At 58.2% G+C, this 25,363-nt stretch carries 25 protein-coding genes; 23 read left to right on the top strand and 2 right to left on the bottom strand.

Annotation, left to right across the window (positions count from 1 at the left end):
- Positions 1 to 107 precede the first annotated feature (107 nt).
- The 9 genes from EKN38_RS09305 (at position 108) to EKN38_RS09265 (ending at position 7,631) form a co-directional block, all read left to right on the top strand.
- Positions 108 to 746, top strand: coding sequence for an EAL domain-containing protein (locus EKN38_RS09305; RefSeq protein ID WP_014830551.1), 639 nt, complete (start codon positions 108 to 110; stop codon positions 744 to 746).
- A complete protein-coding gene (locus EKN38_RS09300) occupies positions 743 to 1,282 on the top strand; it encodes a helix-turn-helix transcriptional regulator (protein WP_014830550.1) in 540 nt (179 codons plus the stop codon). Before EKN38_RS09305 ends, EKN38_RS09300 begins: the two co-directional genes overlap by 4 nt.
- 32 nt (positions 1,283 to 1,314) lie before the next feature.
- Positions 1,315 to 1,812, top strand: coding sequence for a spore coat U domain-containing protein (locus EKN38_RS09295; protein WP_014830549.1), 498 nt, complete (start codon positions 1,315 to 1,317; stop codon positions 1,810 to 1,812).
- A gap of 2 nt (positions 1,813 to 1,814) precedes the next feature.
- Complete coding sequence (locus EKN38_RS09290) at positions 1,815 to 2,591, top strand: molecular chaperone (protein WP_014830548.1); 777 nt, start codon at positions 1,815 to 1,817, stop codon at positions 2,589 to 2,591.
- Complete coding sequence (locus EKN38_RS09285) at positions 2,512 to 4,803, top strand: fimbria/pilus outer membrane usher protein (RefSeq protein WP_260480544.1); 2,292 nt, start codon at positions 2,512 to 2,514, stop codon at positions 4,801 to 4,803. Before EKN38_RS09290 ends, EKN38_RS09285 begins: the two co-directional genes overlap by 80 nt.
- Positions 4,794 to 5,750 (top strand): spore coat U domain-containing protein, encoded by a 957-nt coding sequence (locus EKN38_RS09280; RefSeq protein ID WP_014830546.1) that lies wholly within the window; start codon positions 4,794 to 4,796, stop codon positions 5,748 to 5,750. Before EKN38_RS09285 ends, EKN38_RS09280 begins: the two co-directional genes overlap by 10 nt.
- Before the next feature lie 129 nt (positions 5,751 to 5,879).
- Positions 5,880 to 6,620 (top strand): transcriptional regulator, encoded by a 741-nt coding sequence (locus EKN38_RS09275; protein ID WP_014830545.1) that lies wholly within the window; start codon positions 5,880 to 5,882, stop codon positions 6,618 to 6,620.
- Position 6,621: 1 nt separating this feature from the next.
- Positions 6,622 to 7,095 carry a hypothetical protein gene (locus EKN38_RS09270; protein ID WP_014830544.1) on the top strand — a complete coding sequence of 158 codons (474 nt, stop codon included), beginning with the start codon at positions 6,622 to 6,624 and terminating at the stop codon, positions 7,093 to 7,095.
- Positions 7,096 to 7,124: 29 nt separating this feature from the next.
- On the top strand, positions 7,125 to 7,631 hold the full coding sequence (locus tag EKN38_RS09265; protein WP_014830543.1) for a GNAT family N-acetyltransferase: 507 nt from the start codon (positions 7,125 to 7,127) through the stop codon (positions 7,629 to 7,631).
- An 82-nt stretch (positions 7,632 to 7,713) separates the two neighbouring features.
- On the opposite strand, the gene tsr is transcribed toward EKN38_RS09265, so the two are convergent.
- Positions 7,714 to 9,378, bottom strand: coding sequence for a methyl-accepting chemotaxis protein (tsr, locus tag EKN38_RS09260; protein WP_014830542.1), 1,665 nt, complete (start codon positions 9,376 to 9,378; stop codon positions 7,714 to 7,716).
- A gap of 83 nt (positions 9,379 to 9,461) precedes the next feature.
- Positions 9,462 to 9,902 (bottom strand): homoprotocatechuate degradation operon regulator HpaR, encoded by a 441-nt coding sequence (gene hpaR / locus EKN38_RS09255; RefSeq protein ID WP_014830541.1) that lies wholly within the window; start codon positions 9,900 to 9,902, stop codon positions 9,462 to 9,464.
- A gap of 269 nt (positions 9,903 to 10,171) precedes the next feature.
- Here hpaR and hpaG point away from each other — a divergent pair, with 269 nt between their 5' ends.
- The 14 genes from hpaG (at position 10,172) to yjiA (ending at position 25,087) form a co-directional block, all read left to right on the top strand.
- Positions 10,172 to 11,449, top strand: a complete 1,278-nt coding sequence (gene hpaG / locus EKN38_RS09250; RefSeq protein WP_014830540.1) for a 4-hydroxyphenylacetate degradation bifunctional isomerase/decarboxylase — start codon at positions 10,172 to 10,174, stop codon at positions 11,447 to 11,449.
- Positions 11,446 to 12,912 carry a 5-carboxymethyl-2-hydroxymuconate semialdehyde dehydrogenase gene (gene hpaE, locus EKN38_RS09245; RefSeq protein WP_014830539.1) on the top strand — a complete coding sequence of 489 codons (1,467 nt, stop codon included), beginning with the start codon at positions 11,446 to 11,448 and terminating at the stop codon, positions 12,910 to 12,912. Before hpaG ends, hpaE begins: the two co-directional genes overlap by 4 nt.
- A 2-nt stretch (positions 12,913 to 12,914) precedes the next feature.
- Positions 12,915 to 13,766, top strand: a complete 852-nt coding sequence (gene hpaD / locus EKN38_RS09240) for a 3,4-dihydroxyphenylacetate 2,3-dioxygenase (RefSeq protein ID WP_014830538.1) — start codon at positions 12,915 to 12,917, stop codon at positions 13,764 to 13,766.
- A gap of 9 nt (positions 13,767 to 13,775) precedes the next feature.
- Positions 13,776 to 14,156, top strand: coding sequence for a 5-carboxymethyl-2-hydroxymuconate Delta-isomerase (locus tag EKN38_RS09235; protein WP_014830537.1), 381 nt, complete (start codon positions 13,776 to 13,778; stop codon positions 14,154 to 14,156).
- Between the two features lie 66 nt (positions 14,157 to 14,222).
- Positions 14,223 to 15,026 (top strand): 2-oxo-hept-4-ene-1,7-dioate hydratase, encoded by an 804-nt coding sequence (gene hpaH / locus EKN38_RS09230; protein ID WP_014830536.1) that lies wholly within the window; start codon positions 14,223 to 14,225, stop codon positions 15,024 to 15,026.
- A gap of 9 nt (positions 15,027 to 15,035) precedes the next feature.
- Positions 15,036 to 15,833 carry a 4-hydroxy-2-oxoheptanedioate aldolase gene (gene hpaI, locus EKN38_RS09225; RefSeq protein ID WP_126522024.1) on the top strand — a complete coding sequence of 266 codons (798 nt, stop codon included), beginning with the start codon at positions 15,036 to 15,038 and terminating at the stop codon, positions 15,831 to 15,833.
- Positions 15,834 to 15,854: 21 nt separating this feature from the next.
- Positions 15,855 to 17,201 (top strand): 4-hydroxyphenylacetate permease, encoded by a 1,347-nt coding sequence (hpaX, locus tag EKN38_RS09220; RefSeq protein WP_014830534.1) that lies wholly within the window; start codon positions 15,855 to 15,857, stop codon positions 17,199 to 17,201.
- A 9-nt stretch (positions 17,202 to 17,210) separates the two neighbouring features.
- The gene (gene hpaA / locus EKN38_RS09215) at positions 17,211 to 18,143 is read left to right on the top strand and encodes a 4-hydroxyphenylacetate catabolism regulatory protein HpaA (RefSeq protein WP_014830533.1); all 933 of its coding nucleotides are present in this window, start codon (positions 17,211 to 17,213) and stop codon (positions 18,141 to 18,143) included.
- A gap of 177 nt (positions 18,144 to 18,320) precedes the next feature.
- Complete coding sequence (gene hpaB / locus EKN38_RS09210; RefSeq protein WP_014830532.1) at positions 18,321 to 19,883, top strand: 4-hydroxyphenylacetate 3-monooxygenase, oxygenase component; 1,563 nt, start codon at positions 18,321 to 18,323, stop codon at positions 19,881 to 19,883.
- Between the two features lie 18 nt (positions 19,884 to 19,901).
- Entirely contained in the window at positions 19,902 to 20,414 is a 513-nt protein-coding gene (locus EKN38_RS09205) for a 4-hydroxyphenylacetate 3-monooxygenase reductase subunit (protein WP_014830531.1), read from the top strand.
- A 178-nt stretch (positions 20,415 to 20,592) separates the two neighbouring features.
- Positions 20,593 to 21,495, top strand: coding sequence for a helix-turn-helix transcriptional regulator (locus tag EKN38_RS09200; protein WP_014830530.1), 903 nt, complete (start codon positions 20,593 to 20,595; stop codon positions 21,493 to 21,495).
- A 205-nt stretch (positions 21,496 to 21,700) separates the two neighbouring features.
- Positions 21,701 to 23,854: a carbon starvation CstA family protein gene (locus tag EKN38_RS09195; protein ID WP_014830529.1), complete on the top strand. Its 2,154-nt coding sequence runs from the start codon at positions 21,701 to 21,703 to the stop codon at positions 23,852 to 23,854.
- Between the two features lie 65 nt (positions 23,855 to 23,919).
- Positions 23,920 to 24,123, top strand: a complete 204-nt coding sequence (locus EKN38_RS09190) for a YbdD/YjiX family protein (RefSeq protein WP_003856610.1) — start codon at positions 23,920 to 23,922, stop codon at positions 24,121 to 24,123.
- A gap of 10 nt (positions 24,124 to 24,133) precedes the next feature.
- On the top strand, positions 24,134 to 25,087 hold the full coding sequence (yjiA, locus tag EKN38_RS09185; RefSeq protein ID WP_014830528.1) for a GTPase: 954 nt from the start codon (positions 24,134 to 24,136) through the stop codon (positions 25,085 to 25,087).
- Positions 25,088 to 25,363 lie beyond the last annotated feature (276 nt).

The following is a 25,363-nucleotide window of genomic DNA, read 5'->3' as shown; positions in this document are numbered from 1 at the left end:
AAAAACGCTTTATAAAGGCAATTTTTATTTATAAATATCCCGATAAAATCACCTTTAATAAAATATACCACTCCTGAAACCACTACGGAGCGGTATACACTTTTATCATGCTAACCGGCTATAAGTTCGAGTCCATCCGGGCACTGCGCAGTGAAAATGTGATTGCCTGGGAGGTACTGTCCACGGCAAAGCCCCACGTCAATCTTGAAGACTACTTTAGCTCAATGCCTTCTACACAGCGTAAAGAACACTTCTTTGCGCAGCTTCGCCATATCATGTCTTGCGAAGAAGGCGACAAGTATTACCTCAACGCGACATCGGATTTACTGCTGGAACCGGACTTCCTCGACAGGCTGAAAGAAGAAACCGCCTGCCCGGAGAGGCTGGCTATCGAAGTTACCGATCTCCATACGATGGTACAACTCGACGATATGCAAAGCCGCTCCCTGCGAACAGGTATCGCAATGCTCCATCTGTGGGGCGTTGAAGTGTGGGCGGACGACGTCGGCGAAGACATTCTTCCCGAGCTGCTTGCCAGCCAGATCCGCTTCTGCGGCGTCAAAATTGACAAACATACCTTCTGGAGCGGACGTACCGAGCAGGCTAAGTTCCTGCACCTCACCCGCCAGTACAAGCGTGTCGCCAGTAAGGTACTCATAGAAGGCATCGAAACCGCGGGCGATTTCGCGCTGGCCCGCGCCAGCGTGGCCGACTACGGCCAGGGTTATCTGTGGGGCATGAAATGACGCCTTTCATCCCGAATGCCGGCTATCAGGTCATCGTTCTGAGCAGCAACGCGTTTTTGTGGCTCGGCCTCCATTCGATAGTATCGACGGCCGTGTCCCCCCGTCCTGAAGCGTACTGGATCAATAACGTTACTCCAGAAGGGCTTCAGCGTTTGCAGGAACTGTTCAGCACGCACGTCGGGCAGAGCTGGCTGTTATTTACGGATACGGCCAGGGTCAACGACATTAACACCCTGCCAGGCAATGAGCGGATCAGAGTGGTCCCGGGAAATGTGTCCCTTGCCCAACTAAGCCACTGCTTTAGCGACATGGCCTTCTCTTTAGAAAATACCGCCACGCTCACGTACCAGGAAATGCGGGTTTGCATGCTGATTCAAAAAGGGTTCAGCCCGGTGCGTATCGCACAAATCCTTAATAAGTCACCGAAAACGATCTACACCCACAAGCGTAACGCGATGAAAAAATTTTGCTGTCAGAACCTGGCGGAATTCTATCGAAAACTCTGCCTGCTGGACGCTCTGGCCACTTCTTTGTAATTGCACTGTTATTCACGTCAGGAAATAAGATCATGAAAATTATCTCCACTGCTGTATGTTGCTCCGCTCTCCTGCTTCCTGCCGCTGCGATCGCCGCAGACAGTACCGCAAGCGCGACGATGCACGTTTCACTTGAGGTAGTAAAATCCTGCACCCTCAAAGCCAACGACCTCAATTTCTCACGCCACGGGTCGGATGAATCAAACGAAATTCAGGCCAAAACGCAGGTCGATATTGTCTGTACCAACGGTACGCCGTTCACGCTCTCCGCCACCAGCAACGATAGCAGCGAAAACGGCACCTTCTGGCTGAAGCCGGAAAACGGTGAAACGGGCGCACAGAAGATAGCGTGGAAACTCTTTGCCGATGAGAGCAAACAGACGCAAATCACCAGCACCGATGGGCTGACCGATACCGGCAACGGCATGGCGCAGGAAGAGACGCTGTATGGCGTTATTGACGCAGGGGCGCTGACGACCGCGCAAGCGGGCGCCTACAGCGACGATGTCACCTTAAATCTGGTGTATTGATCATGCGACGCTGTCTTCCCTGCTTCATTCTGTGGTTCCTGATGCTGACGCTGCTGTCGCGCTACGCGCTGGCCGCCACGCTTCAGGTGGCCCCCGTGACGCTCGATCTCCAGAGCGGTCAAAGAGCATCCGCCGTCTACCTCACGAACAGCGGCAAAGCGGCCATCCATGCTCAGATACGGGTTTACGAATGGACCCAGCAAAACGGCAAAGATGTGTTAACGGCCACCGACAAGGTGGTCAGCAGCCCCGCGATGACCTCCCTGGCGCCGGGCCAGCAGCAGCTGGTGCGCATCATCATTATGGAGCCCGGCATCCGTGAACAGGAGCAAAGTTACCGCCTGGTCATTGATGAACTGCCGGATGCAACGTCCCGTGCGGCCAATCCCAACGCGGTGCACTTTCTGCTGCGCTACTCGATTCCCGTCTTTATTGCCGGAAACCAGAATATGCCCGTCAGCCGCGATGCCCTGAGCTGCGAACAGGCGGAGTCCCCGGGAACGATCCGCTGCTATAACGCCGGAAACAGCCATATTCGCCTGAGCCACCTGCAGGCCCTGACGGCCAGCGGGCAGGTTGTGGGATCGGTGAAAGGGCTGGCGGGCTATGTGCTGCCGGGACAGACCGCGCTTGTGACACTTAAGCAGGCTTCACACCACACGCTCAGCGCACTGCGCGCCTATCTCAATGATGAACACCATGCCAGCCAGCTCCCCCTGCGCCCGCTCGCTACTCGCGCTCCTGCTTTGGCTAACGCTCATGCTGACAGCTCAGGCTGAACCCGCCGCCGACACCGTACAATGGCTGGCCATCACGGTGAATCACGCTCCTCGAGGGGAGCTGTGGGCCTGCCGGGTAGTGGGTGAAGCGCTGTGGATTGACCGCGGCGACCTCAAAAAGCTGGGGCTTCGCGTCCCGGATGACCACAGCGAGTGGGTTGAACTGACGTCCCTGCCGGGCCTGAAGGTCAGTCTTGATTTACATGCTCAGCAGGTCTCCCTTACCGCCGACGCAAAGGCGCTCGACGGCCAGCAGCGCCTGACTATCGAGAGGCCGACCGCGCAGTATCGCTATCCCGAGGCGCAGCCCATCAGCGCGTTTACGCTCGGGTATGCCCTTTATGCCAGCGATTCCCAGGGGAACCGCCAGCTCAACGCGCAGACCTCGCTGACCGCATCCGGGGCGCTTCCCGGCACCTTCAGCAGCAGCTTTTCAAGCCATGCGGGGGAGGAAAACAGCGCGGGCCGACCCAGCCACACGCGTCTTGAAACCCGCTGGCAGTGGGACAACGCAGACTCGCTGACCAGCCTGGCGCTGGGTGACAGCATCACCACGGGCACCCGCTGGAGCCGGCAGGTACGTTTTGGCGGTCTGCACTGGGCGCGGAATTTTGAGCTTGATCCGCAGCTCAACACCGAACCGCGCAGCCGCTACAGCGACACTGCCGTCCTGCCTTCAACGGTCGATCTTTACATCGACGGGCTTAAGCAGAGCAGCCAGCACGTGACGCCGGGGGATTTTCTGCTGGATACCCTGCCCTCCTTCACCGGAAGCGGACAAGCGCAGGTGGTCATTACCGATATCAACGGTCAGCGTCGCACCGTACAGCTCGATCTCTACGGTGCGCCTGGGATGCTGGCGGAAGGGCTCAGCAGCGGCTCACTGGATATCGGCTGGATGCGGCAGAACTACGCCCTGCGATCCAATGACTATGCCCCCACTCCTGTGCTCGACGCGGGCTGGCGCTATGGGGTAAGTAACCAGCTGACGCTGGCGCTGCACACCGAACAGCAGAGCAAACTGCGCAATGTCGGGACAGGCGTCGACTGGCTGATCTCACCCGACATAGGGATTGTCAGCCAGCATGTTGCCCTGAGCGACAGCCCCTACGGTCTGGGAAAACAGTGGGGCCTTGGCTGGCAATGGAACGGCAGCGGGACGGGCTTATCTGCCAGCACCGTCCGTACTGATGCCGATTTTGCCGATAACGCCCGCACGATCGGTGCCCTGCCGGTCAGACGCAGCGATAGCGTCTGGCTAAGCCACTCCGTGCCCCATTTCGGTACCGTAGGCGCAGGCTGGGTACAGCAAAACATTCAGGGCAACAAACAGCGCTACCTCAACGCCTCCTGGTCCGTCTCGCTGCCTGCCCACCTATCCACCACGCTGAGCTATACCCGTTCGTTTACGGATGCGTCGAGTAACGTTCAGCTTATGCTCTCGGTCCCGTTAGGCCGTGCGGATACCCTCTCCGTTCAGACCAGCCGCGAGACGTCGCGCATGGATTATCGCCACCAGCCGGACGATCGGCTCGGCGGCTGGTCATGGCAGCTGGGACAAAGCGTTGGTGAGCGCCGGGATACCTATGCGGACGTGGGCTATCTGGGTCATGCCGGTGAATGGCACGTCGGGCTGGAGCAAGGCGCGAAGCTGGGCAACCAGTACGCCTCAGCCGAAGGCAGCCTGACGCTGCTGGATGGCAGCCCTCATGCCCTGCGCTACAGCCAACAGAGCCTGGCGCTGGTCTCCACCCACGGCGTTGGACACGTGCCGGTCATGCTGGAAAACCGCCCGGCAGGCGAAACCGATGAAAACGGTTATCTGCTGCTGACCGACCTGCCGCAATACCACAGCAGCAAAGTCAGTATCAATCCGCTGGATCTCCCTGCCGATGTGATGGCCCCCGTCACCGACATAGATGCCAGACCGGGCAACGGCAGCGCGGTAAAGGTCGATTTTAACGTCCATCACGCCGTGACGGTTCAGGCCCGGCTGGTCGACAGCCGCCATAAGCCGCTCCCGCTGGGCAGCATCGTTTCAACGCCACGCGGCGCGACCATCGTCGGACGTGACGGTTTCATCTGGCTTGAAGATCCGCCCCTGCCGGGTGAACTGGTGGTGAAAACCGGCGAGGGGGAGTGTCGGGTCACACTTCCGGCCCCGCGCGCCGCGTCATCAATACAGAATATTGGAGAACAACTGTGTCATTAAAAGCACCGTTATTGCTGCTGCTCGTGCTGTCCATGAAAGCGATGGCGGCAGCATGCTGGATAACCTCACCCGCCGCCATTAACTTTGGCAGCGTCGTGGCGGGCAATGCCGCCTCGACCAACACCGAGGTGAAATTTAGCTGTCAGGCCGACAATAACGGCACGCTGGAATATATCAACGTCTGCCTGAGCAGCATGGATGCTCCGCCCTTTCAGATGCTCTCGACCGGGGACCAGGAGGGGAAACAGTACTCCCTGCTCTTCCGCCTGTTTAACGGCGTCGCGCATTCTCAGGAGCTGGGCCCCGCCAGCGGCGGGGATCTCATTCAGCAGACCCTGACTGCACAAAGCAATACCAGCATCAGCGGTAGCTTTCCGCTTATCGCCACCCTCCTGCCGGGACAAAACCAACTGCCGGCGTACCACTATTACAACTACAACATGAATCTGCGCATCGCCTGGCACAGCGCCACCCGTCAGGATGCGCTGCAAAATTGCTCGGACGGCTCCGCGGAGGGCGAGCAGGTGCAGGGCGGCACCAACGCGCAGGCCGAAATCAGCCAGGGGTGCTACATAGAACGCGTCACCCCGCTTAACTTCGGCACGCTGAGCAGCACCGCCACGCTGCGCCCAACGCGTTCCACGGCAACACTCACCACGCGCTGCCCGGCCGGCACGGCGTTTACCCTTGCTATGGGCAACGGCAACCATGCCAGCGGCAATCAGCGGCAGCTTTGCAACGACGAAGGCCAGTGCCTGCGCTATGGGCTCTGGCAGGATGCCGCGGCCACGCAACGCTGGGGCGATTGGCGCAGCGGGGATGCGCTGGTCGTCGCCCATCCCACAGGCGGCACCCAGAGCTTCACCGTTTATGGAGAAGTCCCGGCCCAGCCTCTGAGCGGTACGGGGGAGTTTATTGACGACGTGATAATTACGCTGACTTATTAAACGACTCAAAAAACCGTCTGGATCAATGTTATCGGTAACAATGACGCTAAAATAGCCAGCAGCTCTGCTTAGAAGATGTAAACACCTTCTCTTTTTTTTTCATTATCTCTGTCTGTTTTACAACAAATTATGAAATACCTGCTTGCTGACGCCATCGTCTACAACGACGAGGACGGTTCTGTTTCTCTTATCAATGCGCCGGATGAGGATGCGCAGATCCTCACCTGCACGGCCAATACCATCCTGAAGTTGCTGGTCCAGCATCATGGGAACGTGGTTGAACGGGACACCTTTCTCCATGAGGTCTGGGATCGACGTGGGCTCCAGGGATCGAACAACTCGTTAAACCAGTACATCAGTATTTTGCGCAAAATGCTGGCAAGCCTGCTTCCCGACGCGTTGTTTATCGTCACGGTCCCCAAGACGGGTTTTATGCTCAGCGCCGACGTCACGGTAACGGCCCAGGAGGAAGCGCCCCCGGCCGCCAAAACGGCGAAACCGGCATGGCGCGTTCGACCGGAATGGCTGTTCTGCGGCACGCTTACCCTGGCGATCGTGACGCTGTGTCTCTGGATAACGGCGATCAAGCCAGCAAACCCGCAGAGGGAGATCCATCTGCTGACCCATATCGGCACCTGTCCGGTCTACACCTTTACGCCGCTGGCGGATGTGTTTCACGAGAAGGCGATTGCCCTGGCGCAAACCCTGCAGCAGGACGGCCATCTGCCGTGTCTGAAAAATTCCATTTTCTATATGCACATCCAGAGAACGCTTTTTTACGGCCACGAAGGGAGGCTGGTGCTTTCCCAGTGTTCCCTCACGCAGGATAAAGCGAGCACCTGCCGTACGCTTTACTATTACGAGTGGTGATATGCGACATATCAAAATTTGGCTCATTCTGATCTTTAACCTGATGCTAACCGGCGCCGCGCTGGCGTGGTATTTCTACACGCCTCCGCTGTCGGTGGCCTGCGACGGTAACCTGACCTTCTCCGACAGACGCGACAATCACGATTTCACGTTTGATGGGGAGATCATCATGCGGTTCCACCCCGACAAAACCGGGTACATCACCCTAAACGGCAACGTCGAGAACGCCCCGCAAAATTGGGAAGTGTCCCGGCAGGAGATGTTTAAATGGCGGCACGTGGAGGGGGAACTCTATGAAATCATCATTCAAAAAGTGGAGCGTTTTAGCCACGACGCGATGCCGCCCGGCGTGTTTGAAAAATACGTGGCCGGCCTGACGCTGGGGAAAAAAAGGCTCCTGACGATAGAGCGCACGCCGCATGATGCGCTGGTAATTAGCAACTTTTACTCGCCGGTGCTGGTCTGCTCGGAATAATGTCGGGAGGTCAGGCTATACTTCCCGCCATGAACATTTACATTCGCCCCACCACCTGCGACGACATCGCCACTCTGCCCGCACTTGAACGCGCGGCGGGCCAGCGTTTTCGGGATTACCCGGAACTCGCCTGGCTTGCAGAGGGCGATGTCATTTCCGCTGAGCAGCATCTCGACTACGCCGGTCGTGGTTTGAGCTGGCTGGCGCTGGCCAACGACCAGCCGGTCGGTTTTATCCTCGCAGAGACGCACGCTTCGTCGCTGTTTATTGTAGAGCTCTCGGTTCATCTGGACTGGCAGGGAAAAGGGATCGGTCGGCGGCTCATCGCCTGTGTGGCTGACCATGCCCGCAAAGGGGGGCTGACATCGCTGACGTTGACGACATTCCGGGACGTGCCGTGGAATGCGCCCTTCTATGCGCGGCTGGGGTTTGAATACGTCACAGACCTCACGCATGAGCTGCGTCAGAAAAGGGAAGAAGAGGCAACGCACGGTTTAGCGTATGAATCGCGCTGCGCCATGCGCCTGCCTCTGTAGTATCACCGGGTCTACAAAAACCATGCACCGTCATTCCGTAAGCCGGGTAAGGCGAAGCCGCCACCCGGCACCACACACGGCGTCAGAAGGTTTCCCAGTTATCACCGGCATCGGCAGTCGCGGTTTTACGCGTCATCACCGGCGCGGACATGGTTTTTGCGGAAGCGAACTCACGTGCTTTCATCTGCTCCTGCTGAATGCGGAATACCGCGACGGCCTGCGTCAGACGGCTCGCCTGCTCTTCCAGCGCCGCAGCGGCAGCAGCAGACTCTTCCACCAGCGAGGCGTTCTGCTGGGTCACGCGATCCATCTCCGCCACCGCCAGGCCGACCTGATCGATACCACGGCTCTGCTCGTCAGACGCAGAGGCGATTTCACCCATGATGTCGGTCACGCGGGTCACCGCATTAACGATTTCACCCATCGTTTCACCGGCGCTTTCCACCAGCGTTGAGCCCACTTCCACGCGACCCACCGAGTCTTCAATCAGGCTCTTGATCTCACGGGCCGCCTGGGCGCTGCGCTGGGCCAGGTTACGCACTTCGCCTGCCACGACGGCAAATCCGCGCCCCTGCTCACCGGCACGTGCCGCTTCAACCGCCGCGTTCAGTGCCAGAATATTGGTCTGGAAGGCAATGCCGTCAATCACGCTGATAATATCGGCAATTTTCTGCGAACTGCCGGCGATGTCACGCATGGTTTGCACCACGTTATCCACCACTTTACCGCCTTTCTGCGCGGTTTCAGACGCGCTCAGCGCCAGGTTGCTGGCCTGACGGGCATTCTCGGCGTTCTGCTTCACGGTCGCCGTCAGCTGCTCCATGCTGGCTGCAGTCTCTTCCAGGGAAGCGGCCTGCTGTTCGGTACGGGAAGACAGGTCGTTATTACCCATCGCGATTTCGCTCGCGCCGCTGTAGATGGCGTTTGCGCCGTTACGCACGTCACCGACGGTACGCACCAGCTCGCCCTGCATATGACGCAGCGAGTCGGCCAGCTCCCCCATCTCGTTAGCGCCTTCCACTTCAATGCGCTTCACCAGATCGCCGCTGGCGATATGGCGGATATTGTCGATCAGACGGGTCAGCGGAGAGATTAACGCCTGCTTGATACCCAGCCACACGGCCACGATAACCACCAGCACCACAATCAGCACGCTAATCAGCACCCAGATCGCCTGGCTGTAAGAGCTGTTACTGTTTTCTACCGCCATCTGATACAGCTTGTCGTTCTGCAGCAGGTAGTTCACGTACTGCTTCTCAAAACCATCCTGATAGCTCTGGGTCGGTTGATCAAAGAAAGCGTTGATTTTGCCAGCGCCCAGCAGCTGAATCAGCTCCGCCAGCGCGCCGTGATAAATCTCGTAGTTACGCTTAATTTCCATCGCTTCAGCGTCACTCTGACGTGGATCGCGCGGCAGGGTCTCGTAGGCAGCCCAGTTTTTTTCCGCCTGTTTCAGAGACACAGAGGCAATTTGCATCAGATCGTTCACGGTCGCGCCGCTGCCGATATTGTTCTGATCCATCATGTAGCGGATGCCCGCACGGTTCAGGGTGTTACGGGTTTGCAGCAACGCCACCCAGCTGGCGTTCAGCGTGGATTGTTGCTGGCGAATGGTTTGCAGGACGGTGAAATTCTCTTTGTCATGCTTCAGGGCATTGAAGAAAAGGCCACCGGAGGTCAGTTGTAAAAGGCCAAATATCGCTAAAACCAGCATTAAGCTGGTGACAATCTTGATACGGTTTAACATGTTTTCTCTTCCTTCAGACAGATACAGAATTTTCGGCCTGGAAAGGGAAAACTTTACGAAAATCATCCTTTAATTTGTGGTTTTTACTCTTCGTCACGCGCTGCGATATGGCGATTTCCCAGCTCAATAAACTCCTCAAGCAGCGCCGTGAGCTGTTTCATCTTCTCCGGCGTGTACTCTGCCTCAATTTGCTGATACGCCTCTTCCACCTGCGCCTGGGCATGCGCATACAGCGCGTTGCCCTCTTTGGTCAGCGACACGTACAGCTTGCGCTGGTCATTGACTGGTTTTAAGCGCAACACCAGACCGTCGCGCTCCATGCGCGTCAGAATGCCCGTCAGGCTCGGGCGCAATATGCAGGTCCGAAACGCCAGATCGTGGAAATCCATCGAGGGATGTTCAGCCAGCACACGCACAATGCGCCATTGCTGCTCGGTCAGGTTATGCCGCTTCACAATCGGGCGGAAGTAGGACATCGCCGCTTCCCGCGCCTGCAACAGGGCGATAGTTAATGAATCATGCATAGCCACTCCCGCTCATTGTTAACAAATAAACAATTGAAAATTGATGTTTTTATCAACAGCCATTTTAGCTTCGAAAAGTCTAACAGAAACAACACCATTTTTTTAACTCGATGATAAATATATCATTTAAAAATAAAGTGTAAATTTATTGTTATTCATATCACAAATTCTTCACTTCTGATTGCGAAATAAACAGCAAAAGCATAAAACCAGATCATTAACATATTAACGAAATCAAAAACCGGCTATCCGGTCTGAGGAGTATGTCAATGAAAGGTACTGTTTTTGCCGTGGCGCTGAACCACCAAAGCCAGCGCGATGCCTGGGCGGAGGCGTTTGAAAAAGCCCCCTACAACACCCCGCCGAAAACCGCGGTGTGGTTTATCAAGCCGCACAACACGGTGATCCGTGCAGGTGAACCGATCCCATTCCCGCAGGGCGAAACAGTGCTGAGTGGCGCAACGGTCGCGCTGGTGGTGGGCAAAACGGCCAGCAAAGTCCGCGTGGAAGAGGCAGCGGCCTACATCGCCGGGTACGCGCTGGCCAACGAGGTAAGCCTGCCGGAAGAGAGCTTTTATCGCCCGGCGATCAAAGCCAAATGCCGCGACGGTTTTTGTCCGCTGGGGGAGCTGGTCACCGTGGACAACGTGGACAACCTGACCATCATCACTGAAATTAACGGTCGCGAAGCGGACCACTGGAACACCGCCGGGCTGCAGCGCAGCGCCGCCGAACTGCTGAGTGCCCTGAGCGAGTTCGCTACCCTGAATCCGGGGGATGCGATATTGCTCGGTACGCCGCAAAGCCGCGTCGAGATCCGCCCGGGCGATCGGGTACGCATCCTGGCGAAAGGGTTCCCGGCGCTGGAAAACCCGGTGGTGGATGAGCGCGACGTGGCCATCGCACACGGTGCACATCCTCACCCCACGCTGTTCGCCCTCGGCCTGAACTACGCCGATCACGCCAGCGAGCTGGCATTCACGCCTCCGACCGAGCCGCTGGTGTTTATCAAAGCACCTAACACCTTTAATGGCGACAACCAGACCTCGGTGCGCCCGAACAACGTTGAGTACATGCACTACGAGGCTGAGCTGGTGGTGGTCATCGGCAAAACCGCGCATAAGGTCAGTGAAGCCGAGGCGATGGATTTTGTTGCGGGCTACACGGTCTGTAACGACTACGCCATTCGTGACTATCTCGAAAACTACTACCGCCCGAATCTGCGGGTCAAAAGCCGCGACGGGTTAACCCCCATCAGCCCCAACATCGTGCCGAAAGCGGCCATTCCTGATCCGCACAACTTAACCCTGCGCACCTTCGTCAACGGTGAATTACGTCAGGAAGGGACCACGGCGGATCTGATCTTCAGCATCCCGTACCTGATTGCATACCTGAGCGATTTCATGACCCTGCAGCCGGGCGACATGATCGCCACCGGCACGCCGAAAGGGTTATCCGACGTGGTGCCGGGGGATGAAGTGGTGGTGGAAGTGGAAGGCGTGGGTCGCCTGGTAAACCGGATTGTGAGTGAGGAGACGGCAAAATGAAAAAGATTAACCACTGGATCAACGGCAAGAATGTGGCGGGAAGCGACTACTTCCACACCACCAACCCGGCTTCCGGCGAGGTGCTGGCAGAAGTCGCCTCCGGCGGGGAAGCGGAAATCCATCAGGCCGTGGCGGCAGCAAAAGAGGCATTTCCAAAGTGGGCCAACCTGCCGATGAAAGAGCGTGCGCGCCTGATGCGTCGCCTGGGGGATCTGATTGACCAGAACGTGCCGGACATTGCCGCCATGGAGACCGCCGACACCGGCCTGCCCATCCACCAGACCAAAAACGTGCTTATCCCGCGCGCCTCGCACAACTTCGAATTCTTCGCCGAAGTGTGCCAGCAGATGAACGGCAAAACCTACCCGGTTGACGACAAGATGCTGAACTACACCCTTGTGCAGCCGGTGGGCGTCTGCGCGCTGATATCGCCGTGGAACGTGCCGTTTATGACCGCCACCTGGAAGGTCGCACCGTGCCTGGCGCTGGGGAATACCGCCGTGCTGAAGATGTCTGAACTCTCCCCACTGACCGCCGACCGTCTGGGCGAGCTGGCGCTGGAGGCGGGTATTCCGGCGGGCGTGCTGAACGTGGTGCAGGGCTACGGCGCCACGGCAGGCGATGCGCTGGTGCGCCATCACGACGTGCGGGCCGTCTCCTTCACCGGCGGCACCGCCACCGGGCGCAATATCATGAAAAACGCCGGACTCAAGAAGTACTCCATGGAGCTGGGCGGCAAATCCCCGGTGCTGATTTTTGACGATGCCGACATTGAGCGCGCGCTGGACGCCGCCCTGTTCACCATCTTCTCCATCAACGGCGAGCGCTGCACTGCGGGCTCGCGCATTTTCATCCAGCAGAGCATCTACCCGGAATTCGTCAAACGCTTCGCCGAGCGCGCCAACCGTCTGCGCGTGGGCGACCCGACCGATCCGAACACCCAGATTGGCGCGCTGATTAGCCAACAGCACTGGGAGAAAGTCTCCGGCTATATCCGCCTGGGCATTGAGGAGGGCGCAACCCTGCTGGCAGGCGGCCCGGACAAACCGACCGATCTGCCCGCCCACCTGAAAGGCGGTAACTTCCTGCGCCCGACCGTGCTGGCGGATGTCGACAACCGCATGCGCGTGGCGCAGGAGGAGATCTTCGGCCCGGTAGCCTGCCTGCTGCCGTTTAAGGACGAAGCGGAGGGCCTGCGTCTGGCCAACGATGTGGAGTACGGCCTGGCGTCGTACATCTGGACCCAGGACGTCAGCAAAGTGCTGCGTCTGGCGCGCAATATCGAAGCGGGCATGGTGTTCGTGAATACCCAGAACGTGCGCGACCTGCGCCAGCCGTTTGGCGGCGTGAAGGCCTCCGGTACCGGGCGCGAAGGCGGCGAGTACAGCTTCGAGGTGTTTGCGGAGATGAAGAACGTCTGCATCTCGATGGGCGACCACCCGATTCCAAAGTGGGGGATCTGACCATGGGTAAATTAGCGTTAGCGGCAAAAATCACCCACGTGCCGTCGATGTATCTCTCTGAGCTGCCGGGCAAAAACCACGGCTGCCGTCAGGGTGCCATCGACGGACATAAAGAGATTAGCAAGCGCTGCCGTGAGCTGGGCGTCGACACCATCATCGTTTTCGACACCCACTGGCTGGTGAACAGCGCGTATCACATCAACTGTGCGGACCATTTTTCGGGCGTCTACACCAGCAACGAGCTGCCGCACTTTATCCGCGACATGACCTACGACTACGACGGCAACCCGGAACTCGGGCAACTGATCGCCGACGAAGCGGTGAAGCTCGGCGTGCGCGCCAAAGCGCACAACATCCCGAGCCTGAAGCTGGAGTACGGCACGCTGGTACCGATGCGCTATATGAACGCGGATAAGCACTTCAAAGTGGTCTCCATCTCGGCGTTCTGCACGGTTCATGACTTCGCCGACAGCCGCCGGCTGGGCGAGGCCATCGTCAGCGCCATCGAAAAGTATGACGGCACCGTGGCTGTGCTGGCCAGCGGCTCGCTGTCGCACCGCTTTATCGACGACCAGCGCGCGGAAGAAGGGATGAACAGCTACACCCGCGAATTCGACCGCCAGATGGACGAGCGGGTGGTGAAGCTGTGGCGCGAAGGCCAGTTCAAAGAATTCTGCAGCATGCTGCCGGAGTACGCCGACTACTGCTACGGCGAGGGCAACATGCACGACACGGTGATGCTGCTGGGGATGCTCGGCTGGGACAAATACGACGGCAAGGTGGAGTTTCTCACCGAGTTGTTCGCCAGCTCCGGTACCGGCCAGGTGAACGCCGTTTTCCCGCTACCCGCATAAGGAGCCACCATGCCGCATTTTATTGCTGAATGTACCGACAACATCCGCGAGCAGGCCGACCTGCCGGGGCTGTTCGCCAAAGTGAACGAGGCGCTGGCCGCCACGGGCATTTTTCCCCTCGGCGGCATCCGCAGCCGCGCCCACTGGCTGGATACCTGGCAGATGGCGGACGGCAAGCAGGATTACGCCTTTGTGCATATGACGCTGAAGATTGGCGCCGGACGCAGCCTGGAGAGCCGCGAGGCAGTGGGGGAGATGCTGTTTGCGCTGATCAAAGCGCATTTTGCCGACCTCATGGCCGCCCGCTATCTGGCGCTGTCGTTTGAGCTCGACGAGCTGCACCCGACGCTCAATTACAAACAAAACAACGTACACGCGTTGTTTACGTAGTACCGGCACGGTCTGTCCCCTCTCCCACTGGGAGAGGGGGATAAAAACATAAAACAGGATATCGCCATGCTCGACAAACACACCCATACCCTGATCGCTCATCGTCTGCATCAGGCGGAGCAGTCCCGGGAGCAGATCCGCGCGATCTCGCTGGAGTACCCGGCGATCACGATTGAAGACGCCTACGCCGTACAGCGCGAATGGGTGAATCTGAAAATCGCCGAAGGCCGCGTGCTGAAAGGCCACAAGATCGGCCTCACCTCAAAAGCGATGCAGGCCAGCTCGCAGATCAGCGAGCCGGACTACGGTGCGCTGCTGGACGATATGTTCTTCCATGACGGCAGCGACATCCCCGTCGATCGCTTTATCGTCCCGCGCATTGAAGTGGAGCTGGCGTTCGTGCTGGCAAAACCGCTGCGCGGCCCGAACTGCACGATCTTTGACGTCTACAACGCCACGGATTACGTGATCCCCGCGCTGGAGTTGATCGACGCCCGCTGCCATAACATCGACCCGGAGACCCAGCGCCCGCGCAAGGTGTTCGACACCATCTCCGATAACGCCGCCAACGCGGGCGTGATCCTCGGTGGCCGTCCGATTAAGCCCGACGCGCTGGACCTGCGCTGGATCTCTGCCCTGCTCTATCGCAACGGCGTGATTGAAGAGACAGGTGTGGCCGCTGGCGTGCTCAACCACCCGGCGAACGGCGTGGCGTGGCTGGCCAACAAGCTGGCGCCCTACGACGTTCAGCTTGAGCCGGGCCAGATCATTCTCGGCGGTTCGTTTACCCGCCCGGTCGCGGCCAGTAAAGGCGATACCTTCCACGTGGACTACGGCAGCATGGGCTCCATCAGCTGCCGCTTTGTCTAGGAGAGAACCATGCAAAACGCATTCAAAACGGTGCTGAAAGCCGGGAAGCCGCAGATTGGTTTATGGCTGGGGCTGACCAGCAGCTACAGCGCCGAACTGCTGGCGGGGGCAGGCTTTGACTGGCTGCTGATCGACGCCGAACACGCGCCGAACACCGTGCAGACTGTATTAACCCAGCTGCAGGCCATCGCCCCGTATGCCAGCCAGCCGGTCGTCCGCCCGTCGTGGAACGATCCGGTGCAGATCAAACAGCTGCTCGACGTGGGCGCGCAAACCCTGCTGGTGCCGATGGTACAAAACGCCGATGAAGCCCGTCAGGCGGTCCGTTCCACGCGCTATCCGCCTGCCGGGATCCGCGGCGTGGGCAGCGCCCTGGCGCGGGCATCGCGCTGGAACCGCATCCCGGATTATCTGCACCAGGCCAACGACGCCATGTGCGTGCTGGTGCAAATCGAAACCCGGGAGGCGCTGAAAAACCTGCCGCAGATCCTGGATGTGGACGGCGTCGACGGGGTGTTTATCGGCCCGGCGGATCTGAGCGCCGACATGGGCTTTGCCGGTAATCCGCAGCACCCGGACGTGCAGGCGGCCATTGAACAGGCGATCGCGCAGATCCTGAGCGCAGGCAAAGCACCCGGCATCCTGATGGCCAACGAGCCGCTGGCAAAACGCTATCTCGAACTCGGGGCGCTGTTTGTCGCCGTCGGCGTCGACACCACCCTGCTTGCCCGCAGCGCCGAAGCGCTGGCGGCACGTTTTATCGATAACCCGGTTACGTCAGTTAATAACAATAAATCCGTCTACTAAACGTAAGATCTGGAGCGCACCATGACGACCTCTACCCTGCATGATAATAAAGCTGTTGAACATCGCGTCATTAACAAGCTGTTCCGTCGTTTAATCGTGTTTCTCTTTATCCTGTTTGTCTTCTCGTTTCTCGATCGCATTAACATTGGCTTTGCCGGGCTGACGATGGGCAAAGATCTGGGCCTCACCTCTACCATGTTTGGCCTGGCCGCGACGCTGTTTTACGTCACCTACGTGCTGTGCGGGATCCCAAGCAACATCATGCTGGCGAAGATCGGCGCCCGGCGCTGGATCGCCGGGATCATGGTGGTGTGGGGGATCGCCTCCACCTGCACCATGTTCGCCACCAGCCCGGAAACGCTCTATGTGCTGCGCATGCTGGTGGGCATTGCCGAAGCCGGTTTCCTGCCGGGGATTTTGGTCTATCTCACCTGGTGGTTCCCGGCCTATCACCGCGCCCGCGCCAACGCGCTGTTTATGATTGCCATGCCGGTAACCATGATGCTCGGCTCTATTCTTTCCGGCTACATCCTGGCGATGGACGGGCTGTGGAACCTGAAAGGCTGGCAGTGGTTGTTCCTGCTGGAAGGGTTGCCGTCGGTGGTGCTCGGCGTGGTGACCTGGTTCTACCTTAACGACACCCCGGATCAGGCCAGCTGGCTGGATGATGAAGAAAAGCAAACGCTGAAAACCATGATCGCCCGTGAGCAAGAGCTGGCGGTGGCGCATGCCGCCACGCCGCGTTCAACGCTACGTGAAGTCTTAACCCCGGCGGTACTGCTCTATACGCTGGCCTATTTCTGCCTGACGAACACGCTGAGTGCGATCAACATCTGGACGCCGCAGATCCTGCAAAGCTTCAACACCGGCAGCAGCAACATTGTGATCGGCCTGCTGGCGGCAATCCCGCAGTTTTGCACCATCCTCGGCATGATCTGGTGGAGCCGTCGCTCTGACAGGCTGAAAGAGCGAAAAAAGCACACCATCCTGCCGTATCTCTTCGCGGCGGCGGGATGGATGCTGGCCTCGGCCACCGATCACAGCCTGATCCAGCTGCTTGGCATCATCATGGCCTCGACCGGATCGTTTACCGCCATGGCGATATTCTGGACCACGCCGGATCAGGTTATTAGCCTGCAGTCCCGTGCGGTGGCGCTGGCGGTGATCAACGCTATCGGCAACGTCGGATCCGCCGTCAGCCCGCTTCTGATCGGCATTCTGCGTGATGCCACCGGCAGCTTCAGCTCCGGGCTGTGGTTCGTCGCCGGGCTGCTGGTGGTGGGTGCGCTGGTGCTGACGCGGATCCCGATGACCCGGCAGGAGAGCCTCGGGCGCGATCCGGGTATGGCGGCACAGAAGATCCACTGAGGAACCGCTATGTGCCAGAGCCCCGTCGCCAATATCGACATCAGCAAAGAGTATGACGAAAGTCTGGGCACCGACGATGTGCACTATCAGTCGTTCGCCCGCATGGCGGCCTTTTTTGGCCGCGACATGCAGGCGCATCGTCACGACCAGTATTTTCAGATGCACTTTCTTGATACCGGACAGATAGAGCTGCAGCTCGACGATCATCGCTATTCGGTGCAGGCACCGCTGTTTGTCATCACGCCGCCCTCGGTGCCGCACGCGTTTATCACCGAATCCGACAGCGATGGTCACGTTCTGACGGTGCGCGAGGATCTGATCTGGCCGCTGCTGGAGGTGCTCTACCCCGGCACGCGGGAAGCGTTTGGTCTGCCAGGGATCTGCCTGTCGCTTGCCGATAAGCCCGACGAGCTGGCGGCGCTCAGGCACTACTGGCAGCTGATTGCCCGGGAATCCACAGCGCAACTTCCCGGGCGCGAGCATACTCTGGCTCTGCTCGCGCAGGCGGTCTTTACCCTGCTGCTGCGTAACGCCAGGCTCGACGACCACGCCGCCAGCGGCATGCGCGGCGAACTAAAACTGTTCCAGCGCTTTACCCAGTTGATTGACACCCACTATCACCAGCACTGGACGGTGCCGGACTACGCCTGCGAGCTACACCTGACCGAATCCCGCCTGACCGATATCTGCCGCCGCTTCGCCAACCGCCCGCCGAAGCGGCTGATCTTCGACCGCCAGCTGCGCGAAGCCAGACGGCTGTTGCTCTTCTCCGACACTACGGTCAGCGAGATTGCGTGGCAGCTGGGCTTTAAAGATCCGGCCTATTTCGCCCGCTTTTTCAACCGCCTGACGGGCTGCTCGCCCAGCGCGTATCGGGCGCAAAAAGTACCGGTTTCCCCTGTTCCCCTCACCCCTACCCTCTCCCAACGGGAGAGGGAGTAACCGTCCCCTCTCCCGTTGGGAGAGGGTTAGGGTGAGGGAAATCACACTCTGCGATCTCTCGCGAAAAGTACCTGCCGTTGTCCCAATCGTCCCTTCACGTTCCGCCCCTCTCACGCTTCAATTAAACAACAAAAACAAAACATAAATTTAACAAACCAATTCCGATACGAGGTCCCTATGAAACCTGAAGCGTTCCGCGCTGATACCAAACGCCCGTTAACCGGTGAAGAGTATTTAAAAAGCCTGCAGGATGGCCGCGAGATTTATATCTACGGCGAGCGCGTCAAAGACGTCACCACCCATCCGGCGTTTCGCAATGCGGCGGCCTCCATCGCGCAGATGTACGACGCGCTGCACAAACCGGACATGCAGGACACGCTGTGCTGGGGCACCGACACCGGCAGCGGCGGTTACACCCACAAGTTCTTCCGCGTGGCGAAAAGCGCCGACGACCTGCGTCAGCAGCGCGACGCCATCGCCGGGTGGTCTCGCCTGAGCTACGGCTGGATGGGCCGCACGCCGGACTACAAAGCCGCGTTCGGCTGCGCGCTCGGTGCCAACCCGGCCTTCTACGGCCAGTTCGAGCAGAATGCCCGTAACTGGTACACCCGCATTCAGGAGACCGGTCTGTACTTTAACCACGCTATCGTCAACCCGCCCATCGACCGCCACAAACCGGCAGACGAGGTGAAAGACGTCTATATCAAGCTGGAAAAAGAGACCGACGCCGGGATCATCGTCAGCGGCGCGAAGGTGGTGGCGACCAACTCGGCCCTGACCCACTACAACATGATCGGCTTTGGCTCCGCGCAGGTGATGGGCGAAAACCCGGACTTCGCGCTGATGTTCGTCGCGCCGATGGATGCAGAAGGGGTGAAGCTGATCTCCCGCGCCTCTTACGAGATGGTGGCTGGTGCCACCGGCTCGCCGTACGACTACCCGCTCTCCAGCCGTTTTGACGAGAACGACGCGATCCTGGTGATGGATAATGTGCTGATCCCATGGGAAAACGTGCTGATCTACCGCGATTTCGACCGCTGTCGTCGCTGGACCATGGAAGGCGGTTTTGCCCGCATGTACCCGCTGCAGGCCTGCGTGCGTCTGGCGGTGAAACTCGACTTCATCACCGCCCTGCTAAAAAAATCGCTGGAGTGTACCGGTACCCTGGAGTTCCGCGGTGTGCAGGCGGATCTCGGGGAAGTGGTGGCCTGGCGCAATATGTTCTGGGCGCTGAGCGACTCCATGTGCTCCGAAGCCACGCCGTGGGTGAATGGCGCGTACCTGCCGGATCACGCGGCGCTGCAAACCTACCGCGTAATGGCGCCAATGGCCTACGCGAAGATCAAGAACATCATTGAACGTAACGTCACCAGCGGGCTTATCTATCTGCCGTCCAGCGCGCGGGATCTGAATAACCCGCAGATCGACCAGTATCTGGCGAAATATGTGCGCGGCTCCAACGGGATGGATCACGTTGAACGCATCAAGATTTTGAAGCTGATGTGGGATGCCATCGGCAGCGAATTTGGCGGCCGTCACGAGCTGTATGAGATCAACTACTCCGGCAGCCAGGACGAAATTCGCCTGCAGTGTCTGCGCCAGGCGCAAAGCTCCGGCAACATGGACAAAATGATGGCGATGGTCGACCGCTGTATGTCCGAGTACGACCAACACGGCTGGACGGTGCCACACCTGCACAACAACAGCGATATCAACATGCTGGACAAGCTGCTGAAATAACGCAGCGGGAGGTTTTCAATGCATTCAGATGAACAACGCCTGCGTTTTCGCGACGCCATGGCCAGCCTGTCGGCCGCGGTGAATGTCATCACCACCGAGGGCGATGCCGGACGCTGTGGGATCACCGCCACCGCCGTCTGCTCGGTTACCGATTCCCCGCCGTCGGTCATGGTCTGTATCAACGCCAACAGCGCCATGAACCCGGTGTTCCAGGGCAACGGCAGACTGTGCGTGAACGTGCTCAACCACGAGCAGGAGATCATGGCCCGCCACTTCGCCGGGATGACCGGTATGGCCATGGAGGAGCGCTTTTCCCTCTCCTGCTGGCAGAAAGGTCCGCTGGCGCAACCGGTACTGAAAGGGGCACTGGCAAGTCTGGAAGGCGAGATAAGCCAGGTGCAAACCATCGGCACGCATTTGGTTTATCTTGTTGAAATTAAAAATATCATTCTCAGTGAAGAGGGGCACGGCCTGATCTATTTCAAACGCCGTTTCCACCCGGTCATGATGGAGCCGGAAGCGGCTGTCTGATCCCTCCTCGCGCTGGCTATGCTTCGGCCAGCGCGGCTTTCTGCAAAAATTCCTAAGGTTTCCGCTAAATCACGCCGTTATATAACCATAAGAGAAATTTTCTGTGCCTGAATACTGACATTTTGTGTCAGTGCTATCCGCATCATTCAGCGCATACCCTAATATACAGGAAGACCTTATGGCTAAAACGACGCGGAGCCGCTCGGCTGAACGTCTGGTCGATATTCTCCTTGAGCTACATTTAAACGGTGTGATAAACCGCAGTGCGCTAATGGAGAAATTTAATATTACCGAGCGTACCGTCTACCGGGATTTAAATGCCCTCTCCCCGATTGTTGAACACACCGGAAACGGGTTATATCGTCTGATCCATTCCGCACAATCTCCCGGCGGACAAGGATTACACCATACCCTTGCTAACTTCCTGAATGCTGATAGCTTTTTCCCTGAAAGAAATGCGGAATTTTGGGAGAAACTCGAAACCCGCGTTGACGATAATCATATTCTTATTCTGGCCAACGAGGCGGAACACACGGTGGAACGTGATATTCGTCGCCATTTATCGAACATCGAAAAATCGATTAAAAACTGTAATGTTTGTCAGATCGTTTATAAAGGCAAAACCCGCCTGATTCATCCCTATAAACTCATTAACAAAAAAAATATATGGTATTTACAAGCCACCGAAAATAGCCAGTTAAAATCCTTCTCATTGAGTCAGATTCGCTGGCTCGATATTCAGAAAACCACCTTTACGCCGGATGAGCATGTGATCGGGCTGCTGGAAAAAAGCCTCGACCCGTGGGTATCGGAAAATACTTTCGAGGTGAAAATATTTATCAGGGATAATATTTCACATTACTTCCTGCGCCGCGATCTCCTGCCGGCGCAAGAGCTGCTGGGGGAGCAACAGGACGGGGTCACGCTGCGCTGTCAGGCGGCCCATGAGAATCAGATCCTGCCGCTGCTGTTCTACTGGTTACCCAACATTCAGATCCTGGAGCCTGCCTGGCTGAAGGAGAAGCTGGTTAAAACGCTGGAAGGCTATCTGGCGGGGAGCACCGCCCCGGTAACCGGGTGATCTGTATCACATTATTTCTGCCGCTGGCGGCGAGCCTGAACCACTCGCCGCCCCCTTTGACCGCTCACCTGGCACTTTCAACCACTCACCCATTTTCCCGCCTTTACGCGCGCAACCTTCTGGCACGATCGCAGCAGCATTACTCAATACCTCCTCACAACGAACCCTGACCCTTTTTTCTTTACATAAAAAACCAGGTCTTACTATGGATACTAAAAAACTACTGAAGCACGTGCCCTGGGCCTTACTCGGGATCCTCGGCGCTTTCTGTCTGGCGGTTGTCGCATTACGCCGGGGCGAACACGTAAGCGCCCTGTGGATCGTGGTGGCGTCGGTTTCCGTCTATCTTGTGGCTTATCGCTACTACAGCTTATACATTGCGCAGAAGGTCATGAAGCTCGACCCGACGCGTGCCACCCCGGCAGTCATTAACAATGACGGCCTGAACTATGTGCCAACTAACCGCTATGTGCTGTTTGGTCACCACTTTGCCGCTATTGCAGGCGCTGGCCCGCTGGTCGGCCCGGTACTGGCTGCCCAGATGGGCTACCTGCCTGGCACCCTGTGGCTGCTGGCCGGCGTGGTGCTGGCGGGTGCGGTGCAGGACTTTATGGTGCTGTTTATCTCTTCTCGCCGTAACGGTGCCTCTCTGGGTGAGATGGTCAAAGAAGAGATGGGCCGCGTGCCGGGTACCATCGCGCTGTTCGGCTGCTTCCTGATTATGATCATCATCCTCGCGGTGCTGGCATTAATCGTGGTGAAAGCGCTGGCGGAAAGTCCGTGGGGGGTCTTCACCGTCTGCTCTACCGTGCCGATTGCGCTGTTCATGGGGATCTACATGCGCTTTATCCGCCCGGGTCGCGTGGGCGAAGTGTCGGTAATCGGGATTGTGCTGCTGGTGGCCTCTATCTACTTTGGTGGCGTGATTGCGCATGACCCATACTGGGGCCCGGCGCTGACCTTCAAAGACACCACCATCACCTTCGCGCTGATTGGTTACGCGTTTATCTCCGCGCTGCTGCCGGTCTGGCTGATTCTGGCCCCGCGTGACTACCTGGCGACCTTCCTGAAAATCGGCGTGATTGTCGGTCTGGCGATCGGCATCCTCCTGATTAACCCGGATCTGAAAATGCCCGCGGTGACTCAGTACATCGACGGTACCGGTCCACTGTGGAAAGGGGCTCTGTTCCCGTTCCTGTTCATCACCATTGCCTGCGGTGCGGTATCTGGCTTCCATGCCCTGATCTCATCCGGTACTACGCCTAAGCTGCTGGCGAACGAAAAAGACGCGCGTCTGATCGGTTACGGCGCCATGCTGATGGAATCCTTCGTGGCGATCATGGCGCTGGTTGCTGCGTCCATCATCGAACCGGGTCTCTACTTCGCGATGAACACCCCGCCGGCGGGCCTGGGCATCACCATGCCAAACCTGCATGAGATGGGCGGTGACAATGCGGCGCTGATCATGGCGCAGCTGAAAGACGCCAGCGCCCACGCGGCGGCGACCGTCAGCTCCTGGGGCTTTGTGATTTCGCCTGAACAGATCATGCAGACCGCGAAAGACATCGGCGAACCGTCCGTGCTGAACCGCGCCGGTGGCGCACCGACGCTGGCGGTAGGTATTGCACACGTGTTCCACAAAGTGCTGCCGTGGGCGGACATGGGCTTCTGGTACCACTTCGGTATTCTGTTCGAAGCGCTGTTCATCCTCACCGCGCTGGACGCCGGTACCCGTGCGGGTCGCTTTATGCTGCAGGATCTGCTGGGTAACTTCGTGCCATTCCTGAAGAAAACCGACTCTCTGGTGGCGGGCGTGCTGGGTACCGCGGGCTGCGTTGGCCTGTGGGGTTACCTGCTGTACCAGGGCGTTGTTGACCCACTCGGCGGTGTGAAGAGCCTGTGGCCGCTGTTCGGTATCTCTAACCAGATGCTGGCCGCCGTTGCCCTGGTGCTCGGCACCGTGGTACTGGTGAAGATGAAACGCACCAAATACATCTGGGTCACCGTGGTGCCTGCACTGTGGCTGCTGCTCTGCACCACCTGGGCGCTGGGTCTGAAACTGTTCAGCGCCAACCCGCAGCTGGAAGGTTTCTTCTTCATGGCTAACCAGTACAAAGCGAAAATTGCCGCCGGTGGCGCGGATCTCACCGCTCAGCAGATTGCCAACATGAACCATATCGTGGTGAACAACTACACCAACGCGGGTCTGAGCATTCTGTTCCTGGTGGTGGTGTACAGCATTATCTTCTACGGCATCAAAACCTGGATGAAAGTGCGTAACGCTGAAGGTCGTACGGACAAAGAGACCCCGTACGTGCCGGTGCCGGAAGGCGGCGTGAAGACCTCTTCACACCATTAATCCAGCATGTAACTGTAAGCCCGGATCGCTGCGCGCCACCGGGCTTTTTCTTATCAGGACAGGTTATGTTTGGTAACTTAGGCGAAGCAAAAAAATACCTCGGTCAGGCAGCGAAAATGCTGATTGGCATTCCGGACTATGACAACTACGTTGAGCATATGAAAACCAACCATCCGGATAAGCCTTACATGACCTACACTGAATTCTTCCGCGAGCGTCAGGAAGCGCGCTACGGCGGAAGTGGAGAAGGCGGCGTCCGCTGCTGCTAAAGGAGAGACCATGACCCCGATTGCCGTCACCCTGTTGACCGGTTTCCTCGGCGCCGGTAAAACCACCCTGCTGCGCCACATTCTCAACGCGCAGCACGGTTTCAAAATCGCCGTGATCGAAAACGAATTCGGCGAAGTCTCCGTTGACGACCAGCTGATTGGCGATCGCGCCACGCAGATCAAAACCCTGACCAACGGCTGCATCTGCTGTACCCGCTCTAACGAACTGGAAGATGCCCTGCTGGACCTGCTCGACAGCCGCGATCGTGGGGACATCCACTTTGACCGCCTGGTGATTGAATGCACCGGCATGGCCGATCCCGGCCCGATTATTCAGACCTTTTTCTCGCATGACATCCTTTGCCAGCGCTACCTGCTGGACGGCGTGATTGCCCTGGTCGACGCGGTTCACGCCGACGATCAGATGAACCAGTTCACCATCGCCCAGTCTCAGGTGGGCTACGCCGACCGTATTCTGCTGACCAAAACCGACGTGGCAGGCGAGAGCGAAAAACTGCGCGAGCGCCTGGCACGTATCAACGCCCGCGCACCGGTCTACACCGTGACGCACGGCGATATCGACCTGTCTCAGCTGTTCAACACCAACGGTTTTATGCTGGAAGAGCATGTCACCTCAACACCGCGTTTTCACTTTATGGCGGATAAGCAGAACGACGTGGCGTCGATTGTGGTGGAGCTGGATTATCCGGTGGATATCAGCGAGGTCTCCCGCGTGATGGAGAACCTGCTGCTGTCGTTTGCCGATAAGCTGCTGCGCTATAAGGGCATGCTGTGGATCGATGGCGAACCAAACCGCCTGCTGTTCCAGGGCGTACAGCGCCTGTACAGCGCGGACTGGGACAGACCCTGGGGCGACGAGACACCGCGCAGCGTGATGGTGTTTATTGGCATCCAACTGCCGGAAGAAGAAATTCGGGCGGCGTTTGCGGGTCTGAAGAAATAGCCTCTCCGTTTAACTACGCGCACCGAACAATCCCCTCTCCCATTGGGTTGAGGGATCCCCAGTAATTTTTTTACCGAAAGCGACGAAAGTTGTTTCAGGAAAATAAATGACTTATAGCGATGCCCTGGTCCGGCTGTAAATCGCTGAGGCGTTTCCTGCAGGCCGGGGCGAGGCGCAGGGATGCGCCGAGAGGGCGGATTTACAGGGATGTTACCTCCGCCCGTCCCCGATAAGCCGGAAGGAACAAGCCGAGGGCACCGCGAAGCGGCGATTTAC

The organism is Enterobacter sp. WCHEn045836, assembly GCF_003965585.1.
In the GTDB taxonomy this organism is placed as follows: Bacteria; Pseudomonadota; Gammaproteobacteria; order Enterobacterales; family Enterobacteriaceae; genus Enterobacter; species Enterobacter dissolvens.
Note: the sequence above shows the minus strand (reverse complement) of the source record. Positions and strands in the feature narration are given on the sequence as shown.

What these genes read in the sequence shown, in the direction of transcription:
- hpaE (WP_014830539.1), top strand. Translation starts at nt 11,446, where the DNA reads ATGAAAAAGATTAACCACTGGATCAACGGCAAGAATGTGGCGGGAAGC.
- EKN38_RS09285 (WP_260480544.1), top strand. Translation starts at nt 2,512, where the DNA reads ATGCCAGCCAGCTCCCCCTGCGCCCGCTCGCTACTCGCGCTCCTGCTT.
- EKN38_RS09270 (WP_014830544.1), top strand. Translation starts at nt 6,622, where the DNA reads ATGCGACATATCAAAATTTGGCTCATTCTGATCTTTAACCTGATGCTA.
- EKN38_RS09300 (WP_014830550.1), top strand. Translation starts at nt 743, where the DNA reads ATGACGCCTTTCATCCCGAATGCCGGCTATCAGGTCATCGTTCTGAGC.
- EKN38_RS09200 (WP_014830530.1), top strand. Translation starts at nt 20,593, where the DNA reads ATGGCTAAAACGACGCGGAGCCGCTCGGCTGAACGTCTGGTCGATATT.
- EKN38_RS09305 (WP_014830551.1), top strand. Translation starts at nt 108, where the DNA reads ATGCTAACCGGCTATAAGTTCGAGTCCATCCGGGCACTGCGCAGTGAA.
- EKN38_RS09205 (WP_014830531.1), top strand. Translation starts at nt 19,902, where the DNA reads ATGCATTCAGATGAACAACGCCTGCGTTTTCGCGACGCCATGGCCAGC.
- EKN38_RS09265 (WP_014830543.1), top strand. Translation starts at nt 7,125, where the DNA reads ATGAACATTTACATTCGCCCCACCACCTGCGACGACATCGCCACTCTG.
- EKN38_RS09295 (WP_014830549.1), top strand. Translation starts at nt 1,315, where the DNA reads ATGAAAATTATCTCCACTGCTGTATGTTGCTCCGCTCTCCTGCTTCCT.
- hpaG (WP_014830540.1), top strand. Translation starts at nt 10,172, where the DNA reads ATGAAAGGTACTGTTTTTGCCGTGGCGCTGAACCACCAAAGCCAGCGC.
- EKN38_RS09235 (WP_014830537.1), top strand. Translation starts at nt 13,776, where the DNA reads ATGCCGCATTTTATTGCTGAATGTACCGACAACATCCGCGAGCAGGCC.
- EKN38_RS09190 (WP_003856610.1), top strand. Translation starts at nt 23,920, where the DNA reads ATGTTTGGTAACTTAGGCGAAGCAAAAAAATACCTCGGTCAGGCAGCG.
- EKN38_RS09195 (WP_014830529.1), top strand. Translation starts at nt 21,701, where the DNA reads ATGGATACTAAAAAACTACTGAAGCACGTGCCCTGGGCCTTACTCGGG.
- hpaR (WP_014830541.1), bottom strand. Translation starts at nt 9,902, where the DNA reads ATGCATGATTCATTAACTATCGCCCTGTTGCAGGCGCGGGAAGCGGCG.
- yjiA (WP_014830528.1), top strand. Translation starts at nt 24,134, where the DNA reads ATGACCCCGATTGCCGTCACCCTGTTGACCGGTTTCCTCGGCGCCGGT.
- hpaB (WP_014830532.1), top strand. Translation starts at nt 18,321, where the DNA reads ATGAAACCTGAAGCGTTCCGCGCTGATACCAAACGCCCGTTAACCGGT.
- hpaI (WP_126522024.1), top strand. Translation starts at nt 15,036, where the DNA reads ATGCAAAACGCATTCAAAACGGTGCTGAAAGCCGGGAAGCCGCAGATT.
- hpaD (WP_014830538.1), top strand. Translation starts at nt 12,915, where the DNA reads ATGGGTAAATTAGCGTTAGCGGCAAAAATCACCCACGTGCCGTCGATG.
- hpaA (WP_014830533.1), top strand. Translation starts at nt 17,211, where the DNA reads ATGTGCCAGAGCCCCGTCGCCAATATCGACATCAGCAAAGAGTATGAC.
- tsr (WP_014830542.1), bottom strand. Translation starts at nt 9,378, where the DNA reads ATGTTAAACCGTATCAAGATTGTCACCAGCTTAATGCTGGTTTTAGCG.
- EKN38_RS09290 (WP_014830548.1), top strand. Translation starts at nt 1,815, where the DNA reads ATGCGACGCTGTCTTCCCTGCTTCATTCTGTGGTTCCTGATGCTGACG.
- hpaX (WP_014830534.1), top strand. Translation starts at nt 15,855, where the DNA reads ATGACGACCTCTACCCTGCATGATAATAAAGCTGTTGAACATCGCGTC.
- hpaH (WP_014830536.1), top strand. Translation starts at nt 14,223, where the DNA reads ATGCTCGACAAACACACCCATACCCTGATCGCTCATCGTCTGCATCAG.
- EKN38_RS09275 (WP_014830545.1), top strand. Translation starts at nt 5,880, where the DNA reads ATGAAATACCTGCTTGCTGACGCCATCGTCTACAACGACGAGGACGGT.